Source organism: Pseudomonas sp. NBRC 111140 (assembly GCF_001320885.1).
GTDB lineage: Bacteria > Pseudomonadota > Gammaproteobacteria > Pseudomonadales > Pseudomonadaceae > Aquipseudomonas > Aquipseudomonas putida_P.
This window is the reverse complement of record NZ_BCBQ01000004.1, coordinates 63,953-88,322: the sequence shown is the minus strand read 5'-3', so window position 1 is coordinate 88,322 and position 24,370 is coordinate 63,953. Positions and strand designations below refer to the sequence as shown.

General features: G+C 61.3%; 24 protein-coding genes and 3 tRNA genes. 9 read left to right on the top strand and 18 right to left on the bottom strand.

Going from position 1 to position 24,370, the window contains the following annotated elements; translation table 11 throughout:
* Positions 1 to 30: 30 nt before the first annotated feature.
* From ybgF to APH42_RS02430, 15 genes are all read right to left on the bottom strand, one after another.
* Positions 31 to 837 carry a tol-pal system protein YbgF gene (ybgF, locus tag APH42_RS02500; RefSeq protein WP_012273761.1) on the bottom strand — a complete coding sequence of 269 codons (807 nt, stop codon included), beginning with the start codon at positions 835 to 837 and terminating at the stop codon, positions 31 to 33.
* A 6-nt stretch (positions 838 to 843) separates the two neighbouring features.
* Positions 844 to 1,344 (bottom strand): peptidoglycan-associated lipoprotein Pal, encoded by a 501-nt coding sequence (gene pal / locus APH42_RS02495; protein ID WP_012273762.1) that lies wholly within the window; start codon positions 1,342 to 1,344, stop codon positions 844 to 846.
* A gap of 54 nt (positions 1,345 to 1,398) precedes the next feature.
* On the bottom strand, positions 1,399 to 2,670 hold the full coding sequence (gene tolB / locus APH42_RS02490; protein WP_012273763.1) for a Tol-Pal system beta propeller repeat protein TolB: 1,272 nt from the start codon (positions 2,668 to 2,670) through the stop codon (positions 1,399 to 1,401).
* Positions 2,671 to 2,696: 26 nt separating this feature from the next.
* Positions 2,697 to 3,815 (bottom strand): cell envelope integrity protein TolA, encoded by a 1,119-nt coding sequence (gene tolA, locus APH42_RS02485; RefSeq protein WP_012273764.1) that lies wholly within the window; start codon positions 3,813 to 3,815, stop codon positions 2,697 to 2,699.
* The gene (gene tolR, locus APH42_RS02480; protein WP_012273765.1) at positions 3,815 to 4,267 is read right to left on the bottom strand and encodes a protein TolR; all 453 of its coding nucleotides are present in this window, start codon (positions 4,265 to 4,267) and stop codon (positions 3,815 to 3,817) included. Before tolR ends, tolA begins: the two co-directional genes overlap by 1 nt.
* A gap of 14 nt (positions 4,268 to 4,281) precedes the next feature.
* Positions 4,282 to 4,977 (bottom strand): protein TolQ, encoded by a 696-nt coding sequence (tolQ, locus tag APH42_RS02475; protein WP_010952367.1) that lies wholly within the window; start codon positions 4,975 to 4,977, stop codon positions 4,282 to 4,284.
* A gap of 2 nt (positions 4,978 to 4,979) precedes the next feature.
* Positions 4,980 to 5,432: a tol-pal system-associated acyl-CoA thioesterase gene (gene ybgC, locus APH42_RS02470; RefSeq protein WP_012273766.1), complete on the bottom strand. Its 453-nt coding sequence runs from the start codon at positions 5,430 to 5,432 to the stop codon at positions 4,980 to 4,982.
* 125 nt (positions 5,433 to 5,557) lie between these two features.
* Positions 5,558 to 6,604 (bottom strand): Holliday junction branch migration DNA helicase RuvB, encoded by a 1,047-nt coding sequence (gene ruvB / locus APH42_RS02465; RefSeq protein WP_012273767.1) that lies wholly within the window; start codon positions 6,602 to 6,604, stop codon positions 5,558 to 5,560.
* Complete coding sequence (gene ruvA, locus APH42_RS02460) at positions 6,601 to 7,218, bottom strand: Holliday junction branch migration protein RuvA (RefSeq protein WP_012273768.1); 618 nt, start codon at positions 7,216 to 7,218, stop codon at positions 6,601 to 6,603. Before ruvA ends, ruvB begins: the two co-directional genes overlap by 4 nt.
* 109 nt (positions 7,219 to 7,327) lie before the next feature.
* Positions 7,328 to 7,852, bottom strand: a complete 525-nt coding sequence (ruvC, locus tag APH42_RS02455; protein WP_012273769.1) for a crossover junction endodeoxyribonuclease RuvC — start codon at positions 7,850 to 7,852, stop codon at positions 7,328 to 7,330.
* A 126-nt stretch (positions 7,853 to 7,978) separates the two neighbouring features.
* The gene (locus APH42_RS02450) at positions 7,979 to 8,725 is read right to left on the bottom strand and encodes a YebC/PmpR family DNA-binding transcriptional regulator (RefSeq protein ID WP_012273770.1); all 747 of its coding nucleotides are present in this window, start codon (positions 8,723 to 8,725) and stop codon (positions 7,979 to 7,981) included.
* Positions 8,726 to 8,839: 114 nt separating this feature from the next.
* Positions 8,840 to 10,615 carry an aspartate--tRNA ligase gene (gene aspS, locus APH42_RS02445; RefSeq protein WP_012273771.1) on the bottom strand — a complete coding sequence of 592 codons (1,776 nt, stop codon included), beginning with the start codon at positions 10,613 to 10,615 and terminating at the stop codon, positions 8,840 to 8,842.
* A gap of 93 nt (positions 10,616 to 10,708) precedes the next feature.
* Positions 10,709 to 10,930 carry an FmdB family zinc ribbon protein gene (locus APH42_RS02440; RefSeq protein WP_012273772.1) on the bottom strand — a complete coding sequence of 74 codons (222 nt, stop codon included), beginning with the start codon at positions 10,928 to 10,930 and terminating at the stop codon, positions 10,709 to 10,711.
* Positions 10,931 to 11,022: 92 nt separating this feature from the next.
* Entirely contained in the window at positions 11,023 to 11,352 is a 330-nt protein-coding gene (locus APH42_RS02435) for a ribbon-helix-helix domain-containing protein (RefSeq protein WP_060492656.1), read from the bottom strand.
* Between the two features lie 137 nt (positions 11,353 to 11,489).
* A complete protein-coding gene (locus APH42_RS02430; RefSeq protein ID WP_003254783.1) occupies positions 11,490 to 11,963 on the bottom strand; it encodes a Dps family protein in 474 nt (157 codons plus the stop codon).
* Positions 11,964 to 12,244: 281 nt separating this feature from the next.
* Between APH42_RS02430 and APH42_RS30665 the strand changes: the two genes are divergently transcribed.
* Positions 12,245 to 12,838: a cold-shock protein gene (locus tag APH42_RS30665; protein ID WP_012273774.1), complete on the top strand. Its 594-nt coding sequence runs from the start codon at positions 12,245 to 12,247 to the stop codon at positions 12,836 to 12,838.
* Between the two features lie 61 nt (positions 12,839 to 12,899).
* Here APH42_RS30665 and APH42_RS02420 read toward each other — a convergent pair whose 3' ends face one another.
* Positions 12,900 to 13,106 (bottom strand): SlyX family protein, encoded by a 207-nt coding sequence (locus APH42_RS02420; protein WP_012273775.1) that lies wholly within the window; start codon positions 13,104 to 13,106, stop codon positions 12,900 to 12,902.
* Position 13,107: 1 nt separating this feature from the next.
* Positions 13,108 to 13,527: an HIT domain-containing protein gene (locus tag APH42_RS02415; RefSeq protein WP_060492655.1), complete on the bottom strand. Its 420-nt coding sequence runs from the start codon at positions 13,525 to 13,527 to the stop codon at positions 13,108 to 13,110.
* Between the two features lie 691 nt (positions 13,528 to 14,218).
* Here APH42_RS02415 and APH42_RS02410 point away from each other — a divergent pair.
* The 3 genes from APH42_RS02410 to APH42_RS02400 all read left to right on the top strand — a co-directional run bounded on the left by APH42_RS02410 (position 14,219) and on the right by APH42_RS02400 (position 18,352).
* Positions 14,219 to 15,502, top strand: a complete 1,284-nt coding sequence (locus tag APH42_RS02410; protein ID WP_012273777.1) for an OprD family porin — start codon at positions 14,219 to 14,221, stop codon at positions 15,500 to 15,502.
* Between the two features lie 160 nt (positions 15,503 to 15,662).
* Positions 15,663 to 17,378, top strand: a complete 1,716-nt coding sequence (locus tag APH42_RS02405) for a proline--tRNA ligase (protein WP_060492654.1) — start codon at positions 15,663 to 15,665, stop codon at positions 17,376 to 17,378.
* Positions 17,379 to 17,398: 20 nt separating this feature from the next.
* Positions 17,399 to 18,352, top strand: a complete 954-nt coding sequence (locus APH42_RS02400) for a hypothetical protein (RefSeq protein ID WP_060492653.1) — start codon at positions 17,399 to 17,401, stop codon at positions 18,350 to 18,352.
* A gap of 26 nt (positions 18,353 to 18,378) precedes the next feature.
* On the opposite strand, the gene dinB is transcribed toward APH42_RS02400, so the two are convergent.
* The gene (gene dinB / locus APH42_RS02395; RefSeq protein ID WP_171577274.1) at positions 18,379 to 19,437 is read right to left on the bottom strand and encodes a DNA polymerase IV; all 1,059 of its coding nucleotides are present in this window, start codon (positions 19,435 to 19,437) and stop codon (positions 18,379 to 18,381) included.
* 221 nt (positions 19,438 to 19,658) lie between these two features.
* Between dinB and APH42_RS02390 the strand changes: the two genes are divergently transcribed.
* The 5 genes from APH42_RS02390 (at position 19,659) to APH42_RS02370 (ending at position 24,352) form a co-directional block, all read left to right on the top strand.
* Positions 19,659 to 19,735 (top strand) — tRNA-Met (locus APH42_RS02390).
* 134 nt (positions 19,736 to 19,869) lie between these two features.
* Positions 19,870 to 19,946, top strand: a tRNA-Met gene (locus APH42_RS02385).
* A 133-nt stretch (positions 19,947 to 20,079) separates the two neighbouring features.
* Positions 20,080 to 20,156: transfer RNA gene (locus tag APH42_RS02380), tRNA-Met, on the top strand.
* 261 nt (positions 20,157 to 20,417) lie between these two features.
* Positions 20,418 to 23,060, top strand: coding sequence for a bifunctional lysylphosphatidylglycerol flippase/synthetase MprF (gene mprF, locus APH42_RS02375; RefSeq protein WP_012273781.1), 2,643 nt, complete (start codon positions 20,418 to 20,420; stop codon positions 23,058 to 23,060).
* A complete protein-coding gene (locus tag APH42_RS02370; RefSeq protein ID WP_060492652.1) occupies positions 23,060 to 24,352 on the top strand; it encodes a virulence factor family protein in 1,293 nt (430 codons plus the stop codon). Before mprF ends, APH42_RS02370 begins: the two co-directional genes overlap by 1 nt.
* Positions 24,353 to 24,370 lie beyond the last annotated feature (18 nt).

Genomic DNA, 24,370 nt, shown 5'->3' with positions numbered 1-24,370 from the left:
GGTTTCTTTCGAGCGGTGCAACTACGACACTCAGAGCTTCTGCAGGTCACGCTGAGCCAGTTGCGCGGCCGAGGTGCCGGGGTACTGGGTAATAACCTGCTGCAGGATACCCTTGACCTTGTCGGTATGCCCCATACGGCGCTCGACATCGGCCAGTTTGTACAGTGAATCGGGCACCTTGCTGTGCTTCGGATACTTCTGACTTACTTGAGCGAAGGCCTGGCTTGCGCCTGGCAGGTCACCCTTGGCCAGGTTCACTTCACCCAACCAGTACTGCGCGTTGCCGGCGTACTGGCTGTTTGGGTACTTGCGCAGGAACGCGTTGAACGCCTGGCTGGCCTTGTCGAAGTCTTTCTGTTTGATCAGGTCGAAAGCAGCATCGTAGTAAAGCTTTTCTTTCGCCGGATCACCGGGCTCGCTACTGGCGGCCGGTTGTTGCGCAGCAGCACCTGCTGCTGCATCCGGGGCGGCATTGGACGCACCACCACCGGTGGAATTGTCAGGGGTTGCGGCAGGCGCAGCGCCACTGTTGATGCGACGGTCCAGGTCCTGGTAACGCTCCAGGTTTTCCTGCTTCATGCGCGACACATCGTTTTGCAGCTCTTCGATGATGCCTTGCTGGCGGGAAAGCTGATCCTGCATCTGTTGCAGCTGCATGAACAGCTGGCCCTGTGCAGAGGCAGGGGCCGAAGCCCCTGACCCGGCATAGGCGCCGCTCGTGCCATAACCCGCAGGCGGATAGCTGCCTGCGTTGTCATCTACTACAGGGACCTCAGCCCAGGCCGCGAGCGGCAGGCTGAGTGCGAGGACGGTTACTACACGGCGGCACATACGCATAAGAACTTACTTACGCAGTTCTACGCGACGGTTCTGAGCCCAGGACTGCTCGTCGTTGCCGGTGGCAACTGGACGCTCTTCGCCGTAGGAAACCAGTTCCAGCTGAGCAGGGGAAACGCCCTGCAGAACCAGGTAGCGCTGAACGGCTTTCGCACGACGCTCACCCAGAGCCATGTTGTACTCGCGGGTGCCGCGCTCGTCGGTGTTGCCTTCCAGAACAACGCGGTTGCCGTTGGACTTCAGGTCCTTGGCATGAACGTCCAGAGCGCGCATGGCTTCTGGCTTCAGGTCCGAGCTGTCGTATTCGAAGTAGAAGGTGGTGATTGCGCGCAGGGCGGCTTCTTCGCTCAGGGAACCGTCAACAGCGCCAGTGTTGGCACCGTAGCCAGCGTTAGGATCTACAGCAGCGCCTTCGCCTGCGTTATCACCGCCCTTCGAGGAGCAACCTACAGCTACAGCCATGGCCAGAGCCAGCGCAGCAAATTTACCAAACTTCAGCATTTCCATCGTGAAACTCCTAATGAAACCCCAGTGTGTTAAGCAAAACGTATTACGCCGCAATCAGTTCAGGTAAGGGGACCAGGACGGTTCTCTGACTTCGCCTTGAGCGGTAGGAAGTGGGAGCCTCACGCGGCCATTAAGCGACACGAGCATCAAGACTCCCCGGCCCTGCTGGCGGGTGGCGTAGATTAGCATGGTGCCGTTTGGCGCGACAGTGGGAGACTCATCAAGACTTGTTTCAGACAGAATCTTTACACTTCCGCGCTGCAAGTCCTGTGCCGCCACTTTGAAGTTGGTAAAGCCCTGTTGGCGATGGATCATCACCAGGGTCTTTTCGTCTGCCGAAAGTTTCGGGTTGGCGTTGTAGTTACCCACGAACGTTACACGCTCGGCACCGCCACCACTGACCGACTGTTTATAGATCTGCGGTTTGCCGCCACGGTCGGAAGTGAAGTAAAGGGTGTTGCCATCCTTACCCCAGAACGGCTCGGTATTGATACCTGGGCCGGCAGTCACACGGCTGATCTGGCGCGAAGCCACATTCATCACGTAGATGTCCGGGTTGCCGTCCTTGGACAGCACGAACGCCAGGCGCGAACCGTCCGGCGACCAGGCTGGCGCGCCGTTCAGGCCTTCGAAGTTGGTCACCTGCTCGCGGCGACCGGTATCGATGTTCTGAATGAAGATACGCGGGCGCTTCTGCTCGAACGAAACGTAGGCGATACGCTTGCCATCCGGCGCAAAGCGCGGCGACAGGATCGGTTCGCGCGACTGCAGCAGGGTTACCGCACGCGCACCGTCGTAGTCCGAACGCTGCAGGGTGTAACGGGTGTTGTTGGTGGAGAAGCGTTCGGCCGTCACGTACAGCATGCGGGTAGAGAACGCCCCCTTGATGCCGGTGAGCTTCTCGAACGACTGGTCGGCAATGTAGTGCGCCATGTCGCGCAGCTGGTCGGTGCTGCCCGCCACGCTACCGGTCAGCACCTGCTGCTCGGTGGCGACGTTGAACAGCGCGTACTGCACCTGCAGGCGACCGCCCGACGGCACGATGCTGCCGACCATCACGTACTGGGCACCCAGCGCTTTCCAGTCACGGAAGATCACTTCGCTGGCCTGCGACGGCTGGCTGATCATGTTCTGCCGTGGAATCGGCGAGTAGTAACCAGAGTTGCGCAGGTCGTTGCCGATGATGTCGGCGATGTCTTCGGGCAGCACGCTGCCGCCCTGCAGGCCGAACGGCACTACCGCGATGGGTGTAGCCCGGTCACTGCCACTGGTGACCAGGATGTTCTTTTCCTCTGCCACCGCCATGCCTGCCACGCAGCACAGCATGACCAGCAGTCCTCTCAGACGTTTAATCACAACGCTAGATCCTCAGGTGTAAATGTCATCTTGAACGAACGATATTGGTTGAAATCGCTCGGCTTCATACCCTGCATCTCGGTCAAACGACCAATGTTCTTCACCGCAGCCACCGCCGAACTGTCATACGGGCCGTCACCACTGGAACGGGCCACGCTGACACTGGTGATGGTACCGTCCGGCAACATGTTGATCTGCAGGACCACCGTCATGCCCTTGCGCGCGGAAGGCGGACGCGCCCAGCCCTCGGCCGCGCGCATGCGGATCAGGTCGTCGAAGTCGCCGGCCACCTGGTCACCCTGCTCGTCGGCCAGCGCCTGCTGCCGCTCGGTGGTGTCGGACAACAGCTCGGCCAGGGCCTGGGCTTTCTTGTCTTCTGCCGCCTTGCGGGCCGCTTCCTGTGCCTTCTTCTTCTGGGCGTCTGCAGCGGCCTTTTTCTTGGCCTCTTCAGCTGCCTTCTTCTTAGCGTCCTCGGCCGCCGCCTTCTTCTTGGCGTCCTCGGCTGCTTTCTTCTTGGCCTCCTCGGCTGCCTTTTTCTTGGCGTCCTCGGCGGCTTGTTTCTTCGCCTCTTCAGCGGCCTCTTTCTTGGCCTCTTCTTCGGCTTTTTTCTTGGCTTCGTCCTCGGCCTTCTTCTTGGCGATGTCGGCCTGCTGCTTCTCGGCAGCCTTCTTCGCCTCGTCGGCCTTCTTGGCTTCGGCAGCTTTCTTGGCTTCGGCAGCCTTGGCGGCTTCTGCGGCCTTGGCAGCGTCTTCGGCTTTTTTCGCCTCGGCGGCTTCGCGGGCCTCCTCGGCCTTTTGAGCAGCGTCGGCTTTCTTTTGTTCCGCAGCCTTCACTGCTTCCTGCTCGACCTTCTTCTGCTCCAACTGCTCGACTTCGGTCTGGCGCGAAGCGGTTTTCTTCGCTTCCCCGGCAATCTTCTGATTGGTCTGGGTGGTCGCCTGGCTCTTGGACTTGAGCTGGTACAGGGTAGCCTGAACGATCGGCTTGGAAGGCGGCAGCTCAGGCGTCATGGCAAAACTGACGAACAGCAGGGCGAACACCAGCACATGCAGGCCGATGGCCCAGACACTGGGCCAGAAGTAGCTTTCCGAGGCGGATGGCTCTCGCTGTTGCATCAGGGCGCCTCGGTAATCAGGCCAACGTTACCGACACCGGCCTTCTGCAACCCGCCCATGGCACCCATGACCGCGCCATAGTCGACAGCCTTGTCGCCACGAATGAACACCTGGGTTTGCTTGCCCTGGTCACGGCCGGCAGCAATGATCTTGGTCACTGCATTGGTCATGTCAGGCAAGGTCATGGCCTTGTCCATCTGCTTGTCGGTATCGACTTCGCTGCCAAGGTTCCAGTAGTAGGTTTTATCGGCCTTGATGGAGATGGTGAGGATCTGGACGTTGTTGTCCTGCGGCAAGGCTTCGCTGGAAACCTTGGGCAGGTCGACCTTCACGCCCTGGTTGAGCATGGGCGCCGTCACCATGAAGATGACCAGCAGCACCAGCATCACGTCGATGTAGGGCACCACGTTCATCTCGGCGACGGGCTTGCGTTTGTGGCGAACTCGGGCCATGGGCTTCTACCTGATTACTCTTCGCTGGTGTGCACTTTGCGGTGCAGGATCGCCTGGAACTCGTCGGCGAAGGTGTAGTAACGACCGATCAGCACTTCACTGCGCGCGGCGAAACGGTTGTAGGCGATGACCGCCGGGATCGCTGCGAACAGGCCGATGGCGGTGGCGATCAGCGCTTCGGCGATACCTGGGGCGACAGTGGCCAGGGTGGCTTGCTGGGCGCTGGCCAGGCCGCGGAAGGAGTTCATGATGCCCCACACGGTACCGAACAGGCCGATGTACGGGCTGGTGGAACCAACGGTGGCCAGGAACGGCAGGCTCTGTTCGAGTTTTTCTTCCTCGCGAGAAATGGCCACGCGCATGGCACGGCCAACGCCTTCCATCACCGCGTCCGGGTCAACGCCCGGTTGCTGGCGCAGGCGCGAGAACTCCTTGAAGCCGGCACGGAACACCTGCTCCACGCCAGAGTCCGGGTCTGGGTTGCTGCCTGCCTGGCGGTACAGCTTGGACAGGTCGATGCCCGACCAGAAGCGCTCCTCGAAGGCATCCAGCGCACGACGACCGGCGCGCAGCATGGTGCTGCGCTGGAAGATCATGATCCATGAGGTGACCGAGGCGGCCACCAGGGTCAGCATTACCAGCTGTACCACCACGCTGGCATTGCTGACCAGACTCCACATGGAGGTATGGTCGACGACGTTAGCTTCCACGCTTATTCTCCTGCATTCGATTGATTACCCGAGCCGTCCGCCATAAAGGCTTCGCGCAGCTGGGGGGGTATGGCTCGGGGTTTGAAAGTGTCGGCGCGCACGGCGGCCACCAGGAACTGCCCTTCGCAAAGCAGCGTGTCATCCTTTTCCCGCCAGACCTGCTGCACGAAGCGCAAGCTGGCGCGATTGAGTTCAAGTACTTGCGCGGTCACCCGCAGTTCGTCATCAAGCCGCGCCGGCGCGTGATACCGCGCTTCGCTGGAATGAACCACGAACAGCAGGTTGTCTTCGGCCAGTTGCGACTGGGAAAAGCCCAGGTGCCGCAGGCGTTCGGTGCGCGCGCGCTCCATGAATTTCAGGTAGTTGACGTAATACACCACGCCGCCCGCATCGGTATCTTCGTAATAGACGCGACAACGGTGTGCGAACGGTTCGAGCTGATTTTGCGCGCGCATACTCTAGTGCTTACTCCTCAGCTTGCCAATCCGCTGTGGCAACTGTTTTTTCTTCATTGATGTCTTATTGCCAGCGCACTTTGGGCATGCCAGCGGTAGGACCACGAAAAGTCGCTTTCGATCTGTCATTCATCGCCTGGCTCGGAAAAATCACCACCCTCCCCCAAGCGCCCGGGAATATTCAGGCCAAAGTGCAGGTAGGCATGCCGGGTGACCACGCGGCCGCGCGGCGTACGCATGATGTAGCCCTGCTGGATCAGGTACGGCTCAAGCACATCCTCGATGGTATGACGCTCTTCGCTGATGGCCGCGGCCAGGTTGTCCACGCCCACCGGGCCGCCATCGAATTTTTCGATCATGGTCAACAGCAGGCGGCGGTCGGAATGATCGAAACCACGCTCGTCCACGTCCAGCAGGTTCAGCGCCATGTCGGCCACGGCCTTGGTGATCTGGCCCTTGCCGCGTACTTCGGCGTAGTCGCGTACCCGGCGCAGCAGGCGGTTGGCGATACGCGGCGTACCCCGAGCGCGGCGAGCGATCTCGTAGGCGCCGAGGTCTTCGATGGCCAGGCCAAGGATGTTGGCCGAACGGCTGACGATGGTGGCCAGGTCCTTGTCGCTGTAGAACTCCAGGCGCTGGACGATACCGAAGCGGTCACGCAACGGGTTGGTGAGCATGCCGGCACGGGTGGTAGCGCCCACCAGGGTGAACGGTGGCAGGTCCAGCTTGATCGAACGCGCCGCCGGGCCTTCGCCAATCATGATGTCGAGCTGGAAATCCTCCATGGCCGGGTACAACACCTCTTCGACGACCGGCGACAGCCGATGGATTTCGTCGATGAACAGCACATCGTGCGGCTCGAGGTTGGTCAGCATGGCTGCCAGGTCGCCAGGGCGTTCCAGAATAGGCCCCGAGGTGCTCTTCACCGACACGCCCATTTCATGGGCGATGATGTTGGCCAGGGTGGTCTTGCCCAGGCCTGGCGGGCCAAAGATCAGCGTGTGATCGAGCGACTCGCTGCGGCCACGCGCCGCCTGGATGAACAGCGCCATCTGCTCGCGCACCACCGGCTGGCCGATATAATCGTCCAGGCTCAGCGGGCGAATCGCACGGTCCTGGACCTCTTCGCGGTCGCGGCCACTGGCGGCGATCAGGCGGTCGGCTTCGATCACTTGGTTATCATCCCTTTCAGGCTGCGGCGGATCAGTTCTTCACTGCTCAAGCCGGCCTTGTCCTTGATCGCAGCGATTGCCTTGCTGGCTTCCTGCGGCTTGTAGCCGAGCGAGACCAGGGCACTGACCGCATCGGCCTCGGCGCTGGACTCGCTGGCGACCGGCAACGGCCCGTCGGACACCAGGGTGAACATGGCCGGTGACGTCTCCCAGGCTTTGAAGCGGTCCTTGAGCTCGACCAGCAAGCGTTCGGCGGTTTTTTTGCCAACACCGGGCACGCGCACCAGGGCCGAGGTGTCCTGGGCTTGCACGCAGCGCACCAGTTCGTCCACTTCCAGCCCGGACATCAGCGCCAGGGCCAGCTTCGGCCCCACGCCGTTCAGGCGGATCAGCTCGCGGAACAACTCGCGCTCGCGCTTTTCGGCAAAGCCATAGAGCAGGTGGGCGTCTTCGCGCACGACCAGGTGGGTATGCACGGTGACGGCTTCGCCCACCTTGGGCAGACGGTACAGCGTGGTCATGGGAACTTCCAGTTCGTATCCCACGCCGTTGACGTCGATAATCAGGTGCGGCGGCTGTTTTTCCGCCAGGGTGCCGCGCAAACGTCCAATCACGTTCCGATCCTTCCTCTCGGGGAGCCGGTCAAAGACCGCTCAACCCTATCAGCAAATGCAGCGGGTGAACGCATCACCCGAACAAAATATGTATCAGCGCATGAAGCGCCTACAGACGCAAGCGCCCGCCGCGTCGCCGTGCCGTGGCCAGGCCATGTGGTACCAAGCTGGAACGGGTGTGAGCGTGGCACAGGGCGATGGCCAGGGCATCGGAGGCATCGATCTGTGGCTTTTGCGTCAATTTCAGCAGGTGCATGACCATCATCATCACCTGCTCCTTGTTGGCCCCACCCGTGCCGGCCACGGCCTGCTTGACCTGGGTGGCGCTGTATTCGGCGATTTCCAGGCCGGCCTCGGCGGCGGCGACGATGGCCGCGCCACGGGCCTGGCCGAGCTTTAGCGCCGAATCGGCGTTGCGGGCCATGAACACCCGCTCGATACCCATGGTCACCGGGCCGTGCTGGGCGATGATTTCACTGACACCCCGAAAAACAATCTGCAGCCGCTCGTGCAGCTCGCCGCTGCCGGTGCGGATACAACCCGATGCCACGTACTCGCAACCACGGGCGGTCTGACGGACCACACCGTAACCGGTGATGCGCGAACCGGGGTCGATACCAAGAATCAGAGTCATAACACCTGCGGAGTTTTACCAATTTCACCGGTCTATTCGCGGGCAAGCCCGCCCCTACAAAGACCTCGCAGTCCCTGTAGGAGCGGGCTTGCCCGCGAATAAACCCTCAAGGCGAACGAAACAACCTTAGCCGAGGTTTTCCATGATCTCATCGGAAATCTGGGCGTTGGAGTAGACGTTCTGCACGTCGTCCAGGTCTTCGAGCATGTCGATCAGCTTGAGCACCTTTTCCGCACCGTCCTGGTCAAGTTCGGCGCTGGTGGTCGGCTGCATGACGATTTCCGCGTCAGCGGCCTTGAAGCCAGCCTCTTCCAGCGCGTTACGCACGGCATAGAAGCTATTGAACGAAGTGAACACCTCGAACGAGCCGTCATCGTTGGCCACCACGTCGTCGGCATCGGCCTCCATTGCCGCTTCCATCAACGCGTCTTCTTCAACGCCCGGGGCAAAGCTGATCTGCCCCTTGCGCTCGAACAGGTAGGCCACCGAACCGTCGGTGCCCAGGTTGCCACCGCACTTGGTAAAGGCATGGCGCACGGCGGCGGCAGTACGGTTGCGGTTGTCGGTCATGGCTTCGACCATGATCGCCACGCCACCGGGGCCGTAACCTTCGTAGCTGAGCTCTTCGACGTTGTCGCTTTCATTGGTGCCAGCGCCACGGGCCACGGCGCGGTCGATGATGTCGCGACTCATGTTGGCGCCCAGCGCCTTGTCCAGCGCCAGGCGCAAGCGCGGGTTGGATGCCGGGTCAGGGCCGCCTTGCTTGGCAGCTACCGTCAGCTCACGGATCCACTTGGTGAAGACCTTGCCTCTCTTGGCATCCTGGCGCTCTTTGCGGTGCTTGATGTTCGCCCACTTGGAATGACCAGCCATAACGACTCCGAATCCTTTGAATCACAAACAGCCCCGCCCCATGACGGGGCGGGACGAGAGAATACTTGCGCCGAAACGCAAAGGCGCATCCATATGGATGCGCCCGGGGACTGCTTACTCGACCTTGGTCTGTTCGCGCAGTCGGATGTGCAGCTCGCGCAGGGCCTTGGCGTCGACCAGGCCAGGGGCCTGGGTCATGACGCATGCAGCGCTCTGGGTTTTCGGGAACGCGATCACTTCACGGATCGACTGGGCGCCGGTCATCAGCATGACCAGGCGGTCCAGGCCGAAGGCCAGGCCGCCGTGGGGCGGTGCGCCGAATTTCAGGGCGTCGAGCAGGAAGCCGAACTTCTCTTCCTGTTCTTCTGCCTCGATACCCAGCAGACGGAATACCGCCTGTTGCATCTCTTTACGGTGAATACGGATCGAGCCGCCACCCAGCTCGGTGCCGTTCAGGACCATGTCGTAGGCACGGGACAGGGCCGTGGCCGGGTTGGCCTCCAGCTCTTCCGGGGTGCACTTGGGCGCGGTGAACGGGTGGTGCAGCGCGGTGAAGCTGCCGTCTTCGTTCTCTTCGAACATCGGGAAGTCGACGACCCACATCGGTGCCCACTCGCAGGTCAGCAGCTCGAAGTCGTGACCCAGGCGGATACGCAGCGCGCCCAGGGCTTCGCTGACCACCTTGAACTTGTCGGCGCCGAAGAACACGATGTCGCCATCTACAGCACCCACGCGGTCGAGGATGTTGTTGAGGTTGGCTTCAGGGATGTTCTTGACGATCGGCGACTGCAGGCCTTCGACGCCCTTGGCACGCTCGTTGACCTTGATGTAGGCCAGGCCCTTTGCACCGTAAATGCCGACGAACTTGGTGTACTCGTCGATCTTGCTGCGCGGCATGCTCGCACCACCTGGCAGACGCAGGGCAGTAACGCGGCACTTCGGATCGTTGGCCGGGCCGGCGAATACTTTGAAGTCGACATCCTTCAACTGGTCGGCAACGTCGACCAGTTCCAGCGGGTTACGCAGGTCTGGCTTGTCGGAGCCATAGCGGCGCATGGCCTCTTCGAAGGTCATGTGCGGGAATTCGCCGAACTCCAGGTCCAGCACTTCCTTGAACAGCTTGCGGATCATGCTTTCGGTCAAGCCCATGATCTCGCTTTCATCGAGGAAGCTGGTCTCGATGTCGATCTGGGTGAATTCCGGCTGGCGGTCGGCCCGCAGGTCCTCGTCACGGAAGCACTTGGCGATCTGGTAGTAGCGGTCGAAACCGGCGACCATCAGCAGCTGCTTGAACAGCTGTGGCGACTGCGGCAGAGCGAAGAAGCTACCGGCGTGGGTACGGCTTGGCACCAGGTAGTCACGCGCACCTTCCGGGGTAGCACGGGTGAGGATCGGGGTTTCGACGTCGAGGAAACCATTTTCGTCGAGGAAGCGACGAATGCTGCTGGTGATGCGCGAGCGCAGGCGCAGCTTGTCGGCCATTTCCGGGCGACGCAGATCGATGAAGCGGTAACGCAGGCGGGTTTCCTCGCCGACGTCGGAGTATTCGTTCAGCGGGAACGGCGGGGTTTCTGCTTCGTTGAGCACGTTCAGCTGGTAGCCGAGGATCTCGATTGCACCAGACGCCATGTTGGCATTCACCGCACCGTCAGGGCGCTTGCGGACCTTGCCGGTGATCTGCACGACGTATTCGCTGCGCACACGGTCGGCAGCGGCGAAGGTTTCGGCGCGATCAGGGTCGAACACGACCTGGGCCATGCCTTCGCGGTCACGGATGTCGAGGAAGATCACCCCGCCGTGGTCGCGGCGACGATGGACCCAGCCGCAAAGGGTGACTTCCTGGCCGTCCAGGCTCTCGTTCAGTTGGCCGCAATAATGGCTGCGCATCATGATGGTGGTTTCGCTTCTCGTGATTCGTGTATTCGGTGGAGGCCTTGGCCGCCCGGAGGGCTAATACTGCAAGACCCGGTCACAGCATTCAACTCAGTCGGCCTTGTCGCCGCCTGCCAGATTCTTTTTCGCCCCGGTCTTGAAGTCGGTTTCGTACCAACCATTACCGCTCAGGCGGAAGCCTGGCACCGACAGCAGCTTTTTCAGTGCCGGCGCCTGGCAGGCCGGGCAATCGACCAGCGGCGCGGCGCTGATCTTCTGCAGCACTTCCATGCGGTGCTCGCAGGACGCACATTGATAGTCATAAAGGGGCATGGGTGTCTCTCGTCAACCACAACGCTGGCTGCCGGGGCAGCAAAAAGCGGGATTATATATGGTTAGCAAGCACTGCGCAGCCCGCCAGGCGATCAGCGCGCACTTGGCGGGTTCAGAAGCCACGCCACGCAGATGACCCGGATCAGCCCGCTGAAGTTGCGCACCCCACCCTGGCGCAGGTGCACTTCGCGGTCCACGTAGGACAACACGGCACTGACCGAGCAGCGGTTGGCAGCGGCGATGCGCTCCAGGATACCCCAGTAGACGGCCTCCAGGCGCAGACACGTGGAAAAGCCGTTGAGCCGCACCGAGCGCGACACCGGCTGGGCCTGCAACATGTCGAAATCCGCCTTGAACGGATCGATGCATTGTTTTGCGGGCCAACTCCCCTGGCCAATACTACGTTTGCTCGCTTGCATCATGCGCCACACTTCCTCGTCACAGGTACCAGGCGACCTATGAAGCGCTGATGCGCGAGCTTAAAGCAGCGGCAAAATCTTCCTGCACAACCTCTAGACCCCGGCCGGGCATGCCGACCAGGGCTTTTGCACGATGGCCGTTACTTGCCGTCGAGCAGCACCCGCAGCATCCAGGCGGTTTTCTCGTGCACTTGCATGCGCTGGGTCAGCAAGTCGGCGGTCGGCTCGTCACTGACTTTGTCCACCACCGGGAAAATACTGCGCGCAGTACGCACCACGGCCTCCTGACCCTGCACCAGCTGACGGATCATTTCGTCCGCAGGGGGCACGCCTTCCTCCTCCTTGATCGACGAGTGCCGCGCGTAGAATGCATACGACCCCGGCGCCGGGAAGCCCAGGGCACGGATGCGCTCGGCGATCGAATCGACTGCCAGCGCCAGTTCGTTGTACTGCTCTTCGAACATCAAATGCAGGGTGCGGAACGACGGACCGGTGACGTTCCAGTGAAAGTTATGGGTTTTCAGATACAGCACATAGGTATCCGACAACAGACGGGACAGCCCATCGACGATGGACTTGCGATCTTCTTCACTGATACCGATATCGATTGCCATGAAGTTCCCCTTTCCATAAGGCTTGAGACTCAAGCGGGCGCCGACCACTGTAGCAACACTTGGCGCATGCCGCATGTGACATGGCGCAACACATCGCCCGCCGGGCGGCCTGCGGTTTGAGTAGGCTGCGGCTTTACTGTTAAATAGGCACGGTGCCACCCGTGCGGACTGTCATTGCCGGGTGCATAGGCTGGCCTGTCACGTGTTCGCGCTCTACACCTCATGCGCACCGTGCTACCAGCTCTTCCTGTGATCGGCCTTATCAACTGTGAGCCAACCCCATGTTCAAGATCGTCCATCTGGTGACGGGCGTGGCAGCTTTGCTGCTATCGCTCATACCCAGCCTGAAAACCGATGCGACACCCTTCCTGCAGCAACCCGACGCGGTCTACCTGGCGCTGCTCGGCCTGCTCAACCTGGTACTGGCCCCGGTCGTGCCACTGTACTACCGCGGCGCGCGACAACAGCTGCAGCATCTAGCCTGCGCCCTGCTGGTGGTAGCCGTGGTACTGCAGACCCTGACGTTGCTGGCTCGCCCGGAAATGGGCAACCTGGCTGCCCTGGTCTGTGCGGTGCTGGCCGTAGCCCTGCACCTGGCCGTGGGCTTTGCCCGCACCCCGCGTAAAGCGCGCAGCAGCCAACACGCGGCACAAGATGTCGGCAGCCGTGATACCGGCACCGTCAAGTGGTTCAACACGTCGAAAGGCTTCGGTTTCATCTCCCGCGATTCGGGTGATGACATCTTCGTGCACTTTCGCGCCATTCGCGGTGAGGGCCACCGCATCCTGGTCGAAGGCCAGCGTGTGGAGTTTTCGGTGATGCACCGCGACAAGGGCCTGCAGGCCGAAGACGTGGTTGCAGTAACCCGACGCTGACGCCGCCTTCTCCGTGAGCGCGGGCTTGCCCGCTCTCACGGAGAGCATGCCCAAGCAGTAGTCAGTAATGCGGCGGCGGCGCCTCTTCCCCTTCGCTGCCGTACTGGCCAACCATCTCTTCATGACGCTTGATCAGCTCGGCCATCTGCAATTGCAGCCGGTCAATCACCCGCCCTTGCTCGACGACCACGTCATTCAGTGCCTGAATAGTGTCATCCTGAAACGCCTGACGGGTTTCCAGTTCCACCATACGCATTTCCAGTGTCATTTCAGGCCTCCTGGTAACCAGCCAATTGCAGCCCGCGCAGGCGCTGGCGAACGGCTTGCAGCTGATCATCGGTGTACGCCACCGACGGGCACTTGCCCCAAACCGGGGCCGGCCAGGCAGCATCGTCGCGCCGGCGCACGATCACATGCATATGCAGCTGGCTGACCACATTGCCCAACGTTGCCACGTTCATCTTGTCAGCGCCGTAGCTGGTCTTCAGCGCTTCGGCCAACACGGTGGTTTCCTGCCACAACTGTTGCTGCTCTGCCGCATCCAGCTCGAACAGTTCGCTGATGCCGGCGCGCTTGGGCACCAGGATGAACCATGGGTAATTGGCATCCTTGCTCAGCAGCAACTGGCACAGCGCAAACTCCCCCAGCACCAGGGAATCCTGCTGCAAACGTGAATCGAGGACGAACACGGCATATCTCCTTCAGGCAAAACCATCCCGCATCGAGCGGAAAACAGGCCTGCAAGGATACCTTGCACATTCCCGGTAACACAGCGCTACTTTTCGCACCAAAATGAGGCCGCCTGTCCGCCCTTCCCACACTTGCCACCCCACAAACGACTCTGGATGAACAAGTTGCGGTAACACATTGACTTTCATGACAGCTTTTTAAATTTTAATGATTCTCGACTCCAATATCTCATCAACCCGCCTTCGGCCCGTATTTACGGCACTTTCCGACCCTCGGTAGCAGGTTTTGTGAAAATTTCATGAAGTGTTGTGAATTTTGAGCACGCTTGTTGCATTCACTTCACGCCAAGTCGGCACGACATCTGCAACGGCAGGTGTACGCGACAAATAACAACAGCGGCATTGGTTACCAGGGAGTTTCCTCAACCAGAATCGGTAGTTACCGATTTGTTACGGTGACAGGAACAGCGCTGGCGTTGTACGGCCCTTAAACCGGGGCGTGATTTGCGACATGGAAATATCTAAAAGCGACATGGCGAAAAAGTTCCGCAAAGAGTGCTTATAGCCATATCGCCAACAACAGTCAGCGTGCTATACATTTTCGCCGACATAAAAAGAAAGAGCTGCCCCATATAACTAAAACACATGGACGCAGCGGTACTCTTCCTAAAAACCAAAGGAGCAAATCACGATGCGCGTGATGAAGTGGAGCATGATCGCCCTGGCCGTTGCGGCAGGGACCTCGCAGTTGGCAATGGCCTCGGCACAAGACGAGTCCAAAGGTTTCATTGAAGACAGCAAGCTGAACGTCAAAACCCGCATGCTGTACTTCAGCCGAGACTTCCGCAACGTCCCGTCTGGCTCCCAGAGCCGCGTTGAAGAAACCGGCCTCGGCTTCCTCGGCACCTTCGAGTCGGGCTTCACCCAAGGTACCGTCGGCTTCGGCGTCGACGCCATCGGCATGCTCGGCATCAAGCTGGACAGCGGCAAAGGCCGTGCCGGCACCGGCCTGTTCCCGGAAGGCTCCGACGGTCGCTCGCAGGATGACTACTCCGAAGGCGGCGGCGCAGTGAAAATGCGCATTTCCAACACCGTGCTGAAGTTCGGCGACCAGTTCACCGCACTGCCAGTACTGGCTACCGACGACAGCCGACTGCTGCCGGAAGTTGCCGAAGGCGGCCTGATCACCAGCAACGAAATCGATGGCCTGACCCTGCATGCCGGTCACTTCACCGCGCTGAACGCACAGGCTCAGACTTACCACGACAGCCTGAACCTGACCGAGGCCAACGTCTTTGGTGGCACCTACGCCATCACCGAAAACCTCAGCACCAGCGTTTACTACTCGCGTGTCGAAGACCACTTCCGCAAGTGGTACGGTAACATCAACTGGGCGCTGCCGATCAGCGACAAGCAAGGCCTGGTGTTCGACTTCAACATTTACGACACCAAGTCGATCGGCGACAACCTGACCGGCGCATTCGTCAGCAAGTCCGACGGCAGCAACGAACTGGACAACATTGCAGCCAGCCTCTCGGCCGCCTACAACATTGGCGCACACACCTTCACCCTGGCCTACCAGAAAGTCAGCGGCGACGGTGACTATGCCTACGGCGTGGACGGTGGCGGCACGATCTTCCTGGCCAACTCGGTTGCCCGTTCCGACTTCAACGCCGAAGACGAAAAATCCTGGCAAGCGCGCTATGACCTGAACTTCGCCGAGTTCGGCGTACCAGGCCTGACCTTCATGACCCGTTACGTGCGCGGTACCGGTGCCTCCACCCGCACCACCGACGACGGTAAGGAATGGGAACGCGACATCGACGTCAAGTACGTGATGCAAAGCGGCCCGGCCAAGGACCTGAGCTTCCGCGTACGTCAGGCCACCTACCGTTCGGGCGATGGCGTGTACTACGGCTCCCCATCGATCGACGAACTGCGTCTGATCGTGGAGTACCCGCTGAGCATCCTGTAAGCCTGGCTTGCAGTGCCCCGCACTTGAAAAAGCCCGGCGATCACGCCGGGCTTTTTCTTGGCTGACAAGTGCCACGCCCTGGGGCATCCTGTACGCCTTCGTTTCACCCCCGTACAATGCGGGGCTATTTCAACGTCTTAGGCAATCGACACGGCTAACCATGCGCACCAGTCAATATTTGCTCGCCACCCAGAAAGAAACCCCTGCCGACGCAGTGGTCATCAGCCATCAGCTCATGCTGCGTGCCGGCATGATCCGCAAACTGGCCTCCGGCCTGTACACCTGGCTGCCGATGGGCCTGCGGGTAATGCGCAAGGTCGAGGCCGTGGTGCGTGAGGAAATGAACGCCGCCGGCGCCCTGGAAGTGCTGATGCCGAGCATCCAGCCCGCCGAACTGTGGCAGGAATCCGGTCGCTGGGAGCAGTATGGCCCTGAGCTGCTGCGCCTGAAGGATCGCCACCAGCGCGACTTCTGCGTCGGCCCTACCCACGAAGAAGTGATCACCGACCTGGCCCGTAACGAGCTGTCCAGCTATAAACAGCTGCCGCTCAACATGTACCAGATCCAGACCAAGTTCCGTGACGAGATCCGCCCACGCTTCGGCTTGATGCGTGGCCGTGAATTCATCATGAAGGACGCCTACTCGTTCCATGCCGACCAGGCTTCCCTGCAGGAAACCTACGACCGCATGCACCAGGCGTACAGCAACGTGTTCACCCGCCTGGGCTTGGACTTCCGGCCTGTACAGGCCGACACCGGCTCGATCGGCGGCAGCTACTCGCACGAGTTCCACGTGCTGGCCGAGTCTGGCGAAGACGACGTGATCTTCAGCGACAGCTCCGATTACGCCGCCAACATCGAAAAGGCCGAGGCCATCCCACGTGAAACCGTGCGCCCAGCCCCTACCGAGGAACTGCGCCTGGTCGACACTCCAGACGCCAAGACCATCGCCCAACTGGTGGAAAACCACGGCCTGGCGATCGAGAAAACCGTCAAGACCTTGATCGTACGCGGCGCCGAGGAAGGCAAGCTGGTGGCCCTGGTGGTACGTGGCGACCACGAGCTGAACGAAATCAAGGCCGCCAAGCTGGAGCAGGTTGCCGACCCGCTGGTCATGGCCACCGACGCCGAACTGCGCGACGCCATCGGTGCCGGCGCCGGCTCGCTCGGCCCGCTGAACCTGCCGCTGGAAGTGGTGATCGACCGTTCGGTTGCACTGATGAGCGACTTCGGCATTGGTGCCAACATCGACGACAAACACTACTTCGGCGTGAACTGGGAGCGTGACCTGCCGGTTCCACAGGTCGCCGACCTGCGTAACGTGGTTGAAGGCGACCCGAGCCCGGACGGCCAGGGTACCCTGGTGATCAAGCGCGGTATCGAAGTGGGCCACATCTTCCAGCTCGGCACCAAGTACAGCGAAGCACTGAAGTGCCAGGTACTGGGCGAGAACGGCAAACCGGTCGTTCTGTCGATGGGTTGCTACGGCATCGGTGTGTCCCGTGTGGTCGCAGCTGCCATCGAGCAGAGCTATGACGACAAGGGCATCATCTGGAACGACGCCCTGGCGCCATTCCAGATTGCCCTGGTACCCCTGCGTTATGAAACCGACGTGGTCCGCGAGGCAACCGACAAGCTTTACGCCGAACTGACCGCCGCAGGCTTCGAAGTGCTGCTGGACGACCGCGACAAGAAGACCAGCCCAGGCATCAAGTTTGCCGACATGGAGCTGATCGGCATCCCGCACCGCATCGTCGTCAGCGATCGCGGCCTGGCCGACGGCAACCTGGAGTACAAGCACCGCACCGAGCAGGACGCCCAGGCGCTGCCGCTCAACGAAGTGCTGACCTTCCTGCAGGCCCGCGTTCGCCGCTGATAACCAATGCACGAGTGATCATGTTCAAGCGAAGTACCTTTACCCTGGGGGGCGCCGCACTGTGCGGCGCCCTGCTCGTCAGCGGTTGCGCCAATCAGATGTCCCAGCGCAGCGACCATGAGGAGCGCGTCGAGCGCAAACTGCTCGAGCACACCCTGCAGATCGATGTCGGCGAGCCGAAGGTGATGGAGCTCCCGCAGCGACGTGTGCGCGTGCATGAGCAGAAGCGCTTCGAGGTCACCGAGTTCGAAGTCACCCGTCGCTATGACCGCTATACGCCTTACCAGCCCTGGCGGGAGATCTATGAGATCCCGCTGGGTGCAGTGGCCGTGGTGGCAGGTGTCGGCGCCAACGTGATCAATGTCTTCACCTTGGGCAATCTGCCGCAAAGCATCACCCACGACTGGCTCAGCTACGGCGTGGATGGGCTCAACCCGTTCATGAACGTGCCTTCCAACGGCCGTGCGCAGCAGAACCTGGCGGGGATCAGCGAAGTGCAGAAAGGCCAGCGCGAGGAATCTACCAGCGTGCCCTGGAGCGAACGCCTGGTCGAGGTCAAGGCCGGCAAGATGACCCACGAGCTGACCACCGACAGAAATGGCGTTCTGCGCCTGAACCTGCTCGACAGCCCGTTCTCCGAGCAGAACCTCAACCACGTCGGCACCCTGCACCTTCAGGTACTCGACGAAGACAATGCTGTGCGAGGTGATGCCAGCCTGCTGGTCAGTGCCACCCTGCGCAACAAGCTGCTCGAGGCTCATGAGCTGATCTTCGATGACCTCGAAGATGACGATGTCGGTCAGTGGGTACATCGGGTCAAGCGCCTGTCCGAGCTGGGCCTTGAAGAGGAGGCCAGCGAAATGGAGCAGAGCCTGATCGAGCTGACCCGCAACGATCCAGAGCTGCAGCAGGAGTTTCTGCAGTCGCTGACCAAGGCCACCGGCCGGTTGGTGGCTGATCCAGGCGTGCAATAACAAATGGGGCTGCGTTGCAGCCCCATTCATTTAGGTGGGAACAGCTCCAGCTGTTCATGCGCCCCGCGCAAGTCGCGCAACCTCACCCCTACCCCTAGCAAGCGCACCGGCTTGCTACCCCGGGCGAACGCCTGCCCCAGCAACTGCCGATAACTCTCCAGGTCCCGGCCCGCCCCCGCCTGTTCCATGGTGGTCTGGCTGAAGTCATGAAACTTGACCTTAACGAACGGTTTGTCCGGCCGGTAACTGTTGTCCATGCGGGCAATACGTTCGTTCAGGCTATCCAGCAGCTCTGGCAGCCGCGCCAGACAACTGGCCAGATCTGGAAGGTCGGTGTCGTAGGTGTTTTCCACGCTGACCGACTGGCGTCGGCTGTCGTTGTGTACCGCACGCTCATCGATACCCCGCGCCAGCCCCCACAATCGCTCACCAAAACTGCCAAACTCGCGCACCAGCGCCAGCCGTGACCACTCACGCAACTCCAGACAGGTTTCGATACCCAGTCGCGTCAGCTTGTCGGCCGTCACCTTGCCCACCCCATGCAACCTGGCCACCGGCAAGGCTGCAACGAACGCCTCCACTTCAGCCGGGGTAATCACGAACAGCCCATTGGGCTTACGCCAGTCACTGGCGATCTTGGCCAGAAACTTGTTCGGCGCCACCCCCGCCGACACGGTGATATGCAGGGTGCGGGCAACACGCCGGCGAATATCCTCGGCGATGCGCGTGGCACTGCCCGAATACCACTGGCTGTCGCTCACATCCAGGTAGGCTTCGTCCAGCGACAAAGGCTCGATCAGCTCTGTGTAGTCGCGGAAAATGCCGTGAATTTCCCGCGAGGCCTCACGGTAGGCTTCAAAGCGCGGCTTTACGATCAACAGATCGGGGCACAGCTTCAGCGCATGCCGCGACGACATGGCCGAGCGTACCCCATAGGCACGCGCTTCATAATTGCAGGTGGCAATTACCCCACGATGATCGGGCGAGCCCCCCACCGCCATGGGCCGCCCGGCCAGGCGCGGGTCGTCACGCATTTCGATCGCGGCGTAGAAGCAATCGCAGTCGACGTGGATGATCTTGCGCAAGGACATGGACGACCGTCAGCACTGTAAATTCATACAGATAGTATCGCATGCACCCTGCACTGAAACAGCTCACCCGCATCGCCACACGATAATCGGCCTGAAAGCCCCGCCGCGCCTGTGCCGAATACTGTTCTCAAGCGCTAAGGGTTTGAACAAAAAAGCTTTTTCCAAAACAATTGCTTGACACCAGGAAGTAAATCCGTAGAATTCGATCTCACAGGCGCGGGATGGAGCAGCCTGGTAGCTCGTCGGGCTCATAACCCGAAGGTCGTCGGTTCAAATCCGGCTCCCGCAACCAGATTCGAGAAAAGGCCACTGTTAACGCAGTGGCCTTTTTCTTTGCCCGCTGAAAAGCGTTTTCGAAAAAATCTCGAGAAATCAAAGCTTAGCGCTTGACATACCCCCCACAAGCTGTAGAATCCGCCCCACTGACGCGGGATGGAGCAGCCTGGTAGCTCGTCGGGCTCATAACCCGAAGGTCGTCGGTTCAAATCCGGCTCCCGCAACCAGATTCAAGAAAAGGCCACTGTTTACACAGTGGCCTTTTTCTTTGTCCGCGAAAAAGTGTTTGCGAAAAACTTCGTAAAATCAACGCTTGGCGCTTGACACCCAACCAGCAAGCTGTAGAATGCGCACCTCTGACGCGGGATGGAGCAGCCTGGTAGCTCGTCGGGCTCATAACCCGAAGGTCGTCGGTTCAAATCCGGCTCCCGCAACCATATTCGTCAGAACAAACCCCGCCTGTGTAACAGCAGCGCGGGGTTTGTTGCTTTATGCCTCCCTGTTATTCGTCGCCTCGTTTCCCCCTCCCTTCAAGCCAACCCGCAGGCTTGATGCGTTGTGCCCAGGATGAACTATCTTTAACCCTGCCAGGCCGCTGAAAGCGCATGAGGCCGGAGTAACATTGGATACGTTTTCCTAAGGGACTTCCACTTGGCCGCACCTTTCCTTTACCTCGCGCAACTCGCCCGGGGTTGTTCATGACTTCGCACAATCCCGAACCTCCGGTGCCGCTCGCCTCGGCGCTGCCCGGTGCCGTGCAGCGTCTGCCTTTGCTTGAGCGCCTGAGTCGCTACCGCCAGCCCATTGGCCTGGTCGTGACCCTGTTGCTGTTCACCATGGCCTTGATCGCCTGCCGCCACTTGCTCAGCGAGCTGGACATCTATGCCTTGCACGATGCCATGCTCAGCGTGCCAACCCAGTCTTTGCTGGGTGCCTTGCTGGCAACGGTTGTCGGCTTCGTGATTCTGCTGGGCTACGAGTGGTCGGCCAGCCGCTATGCCGGCGTGAAGCTGCCAGCACGCAGCCTGGTACTGGGCGGTTTCAGCGCCTTTGCCATCGGTAACGCCATCGGCCTGTCGATGTTATCCGGCGGCTCGGTTCGCTACCGCCTGTATGCACGCCAGGGGCTTGGTGCTGGCGAAGTCGCCCGCATGACCGTGTTTGCCAGCCTGTCACTGGGCTGCGCGCTGCCGCCCTTGGCCGCTTTGGCGACCTTGAGCAACCTGCCGGCGGCTTCGACTGCACTGGGGTTGGCGCCCGGGCTGCTGGCAGGTATCGCCAGCGCGGTGCTGATAGCGTCCGTCTTACTGGTCATTGGCTTATACCGTCGACGGCTGGCCGAGCAACCGCTGGCCAACAACCTGCTCGTTCAACTGGGCCGGCGTACACTTCGCCTGCCTGATGCTCGCCTGGCCGCCCTGCAACTGCTGATCACCGCGCTGGATGTGGCGGCGGCCGCCACCGTGCTGTACCTGCTGCTGCCCGAAGCGCCCCCTTTCGGAGCATTCGTGCTGGTGTACCTGCTGGCCCTGGCTGCGGGTGTGCTCAGCCACGTACCGGGCGGCGTCGGGGTGTTCGAAGCGATTTTGTTGGCGGCCTTTGCCGACCAGCTCGGTGCCGCACCGCTGGCGGCTGCCCTGCTGCTGTACCGGCTGATCTATGTGGTCCTGCCACTGCTGCTGGCCTGTGTGCTGCTGTTGGCCAATGAAGCCCGACGCCTGCTGTTCGCGCAACAGGCCATCAAGGCCGCCTCGGGGCTGGCCGCACCGATCCTGTCGATCCTGGTGTTCCTGTCTGGCGTGGTGCTGCTGTTTTCGGGTGCCACACCCGAGATCGACACGCGCCTGGAGCACATGGGCTTTTTGGTCCCGCACCGGCTGATCGATGCCTCGCATTTCGGCGCCAGCCTGATCGGCGTGCTGTGCCTGCTGCTGGCACAGGGCTTGCGCAGGCGCCTGTCCGCCGCCTGGCTGCTGACCACCGTGCTGTTGCTGGTCGGCGCCCTGCTGTCACTGCTGAAGGGCTTTGATTGGGAAGAGGCCAGCCTGCTGACCTTCACCGCCACCCTGCTCGCCCTGTTCCGTCGCTCGTTCTACCGCCCCAGCCGTCTGCTGGAACTCCCCTTCTCGCCGGTGTTCCTGGTGGCCAGCGCCTGTGCGGTAGGTGCATCGGTGTGGCTGCTGCTGTTCGCCTACCAGGATGTGCCCTACAGCCATCAGCTGTGGTGGCAGTTCACCCTCGATGCCGACGCCCCGCGGGGCCTGCGCGCCGCCATGGGCAGTGCATTGCTGCTGGCTGCCGTGGCGCTGACTTGGCTGCTGCGCACCGCGCCGCCAGTGATCCACCTGCCCGATGAAGAAGAGCTGCAACGCGCCAACCGTATCCTGCTGGCCTCCGATCAGCCCGACGGCGGCCTGGCACTGACCGGCGACAAGGCATTGCTGTTCCACCCGCGTGACAATGCATTCCTCATGTACGCCCGGCGCGGCCGCAGCCTGGTGGCGCTGTACGACCCGATCGGCCCGGCTCAGGAACGCGCCGAGATGATCTGGCAGTTCCGCGACCTGTGCGACCTGCACCACGCCCGGCCGGTGTTCTACCAGGTACGTGCGGAAAACCTGCCGTTCTACATGGACATCGGCCTGACCGCCCTGAAGTTGGGCGAGGAAGCCCGGGTCGACTTGCGCCGCTTCGACCTTGAAGCCAAGGGCAAGGAGATGAAAGACCTGCGCTACACCTGGAACCGCGGCGGGCGCGATGGCTTGACCCTGGAAATCCATGAACCCGGCCACGCCCCGCTGGCTGAGTTGAAGGAAATTTCGGATGCCTGGCTCGGCGGCAAGAACGTGCGCGAGAAAGGCTTCTCGCTGGGGCGCTTCAGCCCGGACTACCTGCAGCATTTCCGCATAGCACTGATCCGCTTCCAAGGGCGCCCGGTGGCTTTCGCCAACCTGCTGGAAACCCATGGCAACGAACTGGCCAGCCTCGACCTGATGCGTGCGCACCCCGAGGCGCCAAAGCTGACCATGGAATTCATGATGATTGGCTTGATCCTGCATTACAAAAGCCATGACTACGGGCGTTTCAGCCTGGGCATGGTACCGCTGTCCGGCCTGCAACCACGGCGTGGCGCGCCTTTGACCCAGCGTTTGGGCTCGATGGTGTTCCGCCGTGGCGAGCAGCTTTACAACTTCCAGGGGCTTCGCCGCTTCAAGGACAAATTCCAACCGGATTGGGAACCCCGCTACATGGCCGTGCCGGCCGGGCTCGACCCGCTGGTGGCACTGGCCGACACCGCCGCCCTGATCGCAGGCGGCCTGACTGGATTGGTGAAACGTTGATGACCCGACGCTTTTGGCTGTACCTGCTGGTTCCCTTGCTGCTGGCCGCCCTGGGTGGTGCGCTGGCGTTCTGGCTGTGGACGCGCCCGGCCCCCGAGGCGCGCCTTGAGCAATTGAGCATCAATGACACCAGCATCACCCGGGCTACCCCAGGCGTGCACCCCAAGGCCCGGGTGGCCATCGGCGTGCCACAGGATCAGGCACTGACAGACAAGCAACTGCTGGACCTGAGCCAAGCCGGCGAAGCCCAGCTGGTGCAGGTGATCTTGCCGCCTAACGACTGCAGCAAGCAGCAACAGGTCATGGATCAGGCCCTTGCCGCGCTACCAGAAAAACCGACGCTGGTAGCCGGTATCGGCCCTGGCGCCGCCCAGGCCTGGCGCTGGCTGGCCAGCCAGAACGATGACAAGGCCCGGGCAATTTCCGTGGACTTCACCGTCGAACAACCCGGCTGCCAGGCACCGCTGCCTAAATCGGCTGCCCATGGCCACTGGAGTGTCGCCTGGAACGACAACCCGGATGACGCCAGCGCCGCCTTCGTGCGCGACCAGGCCAATGCCGAAACCAGCATCAGCGACTACGACATCCACCTGCCACAAGTGCTCAAGGCGCAACTGACCCAAGCCCTGGTCGGCCACGACGGCAATGCCCTGGCCATCCCGGTGGTCGAGGTACCGGCTGGGCAGACCACCGACACGGTCACCCTGTTCCTCTCCGGTGATGGTGGCTGGCGCGACCTCGACCGCGACGTGGCCGGGGAAATGGCCAAGCTGGGCTACCCGGTGGTGGGCATCGACACGCTGCGCTACTACTGGCAGCACAAGACTCCGGAGCAAAGCGCCGCCGACCTGTCCGAACTGATGCAGCACTACCGGCAGAAATGGGGTACCAAGCGCTTCGTGCTGACGGGTTATTCATTCGGTGCTGACGTGTTGCCAGCCATCTACAACCGCCTGCCACCAGAAGACCAACAGCGCATCGATGCCGTGATGTTGCTGGCGTTTGCCCGCAGTGGCAGCTTCGAGATCGAGGTCGAGGGCTGGCTGGGCAAGGAAGGTCAGGAAGCGCCAACCGGGCCGGAAATGGCCAAGCTGCCAGCATCCAAGGTGGTGTGTGTGTATGGCGTCGAGGAAACCGACGAGAGTGGCTGCACGGAGAAGACCGCAGTAGGTGAACGCCTGAAACTGCCAGGGGGGCACCACTTCGACGAAAATTACCCGGCGCTGGCCAAACGCCTGATTGGCGAGATCGAGACCCGCCAGGGCAAATCGAGCGTGGCTGAGCAGAACTGACAATGATTGGGGCCGCTT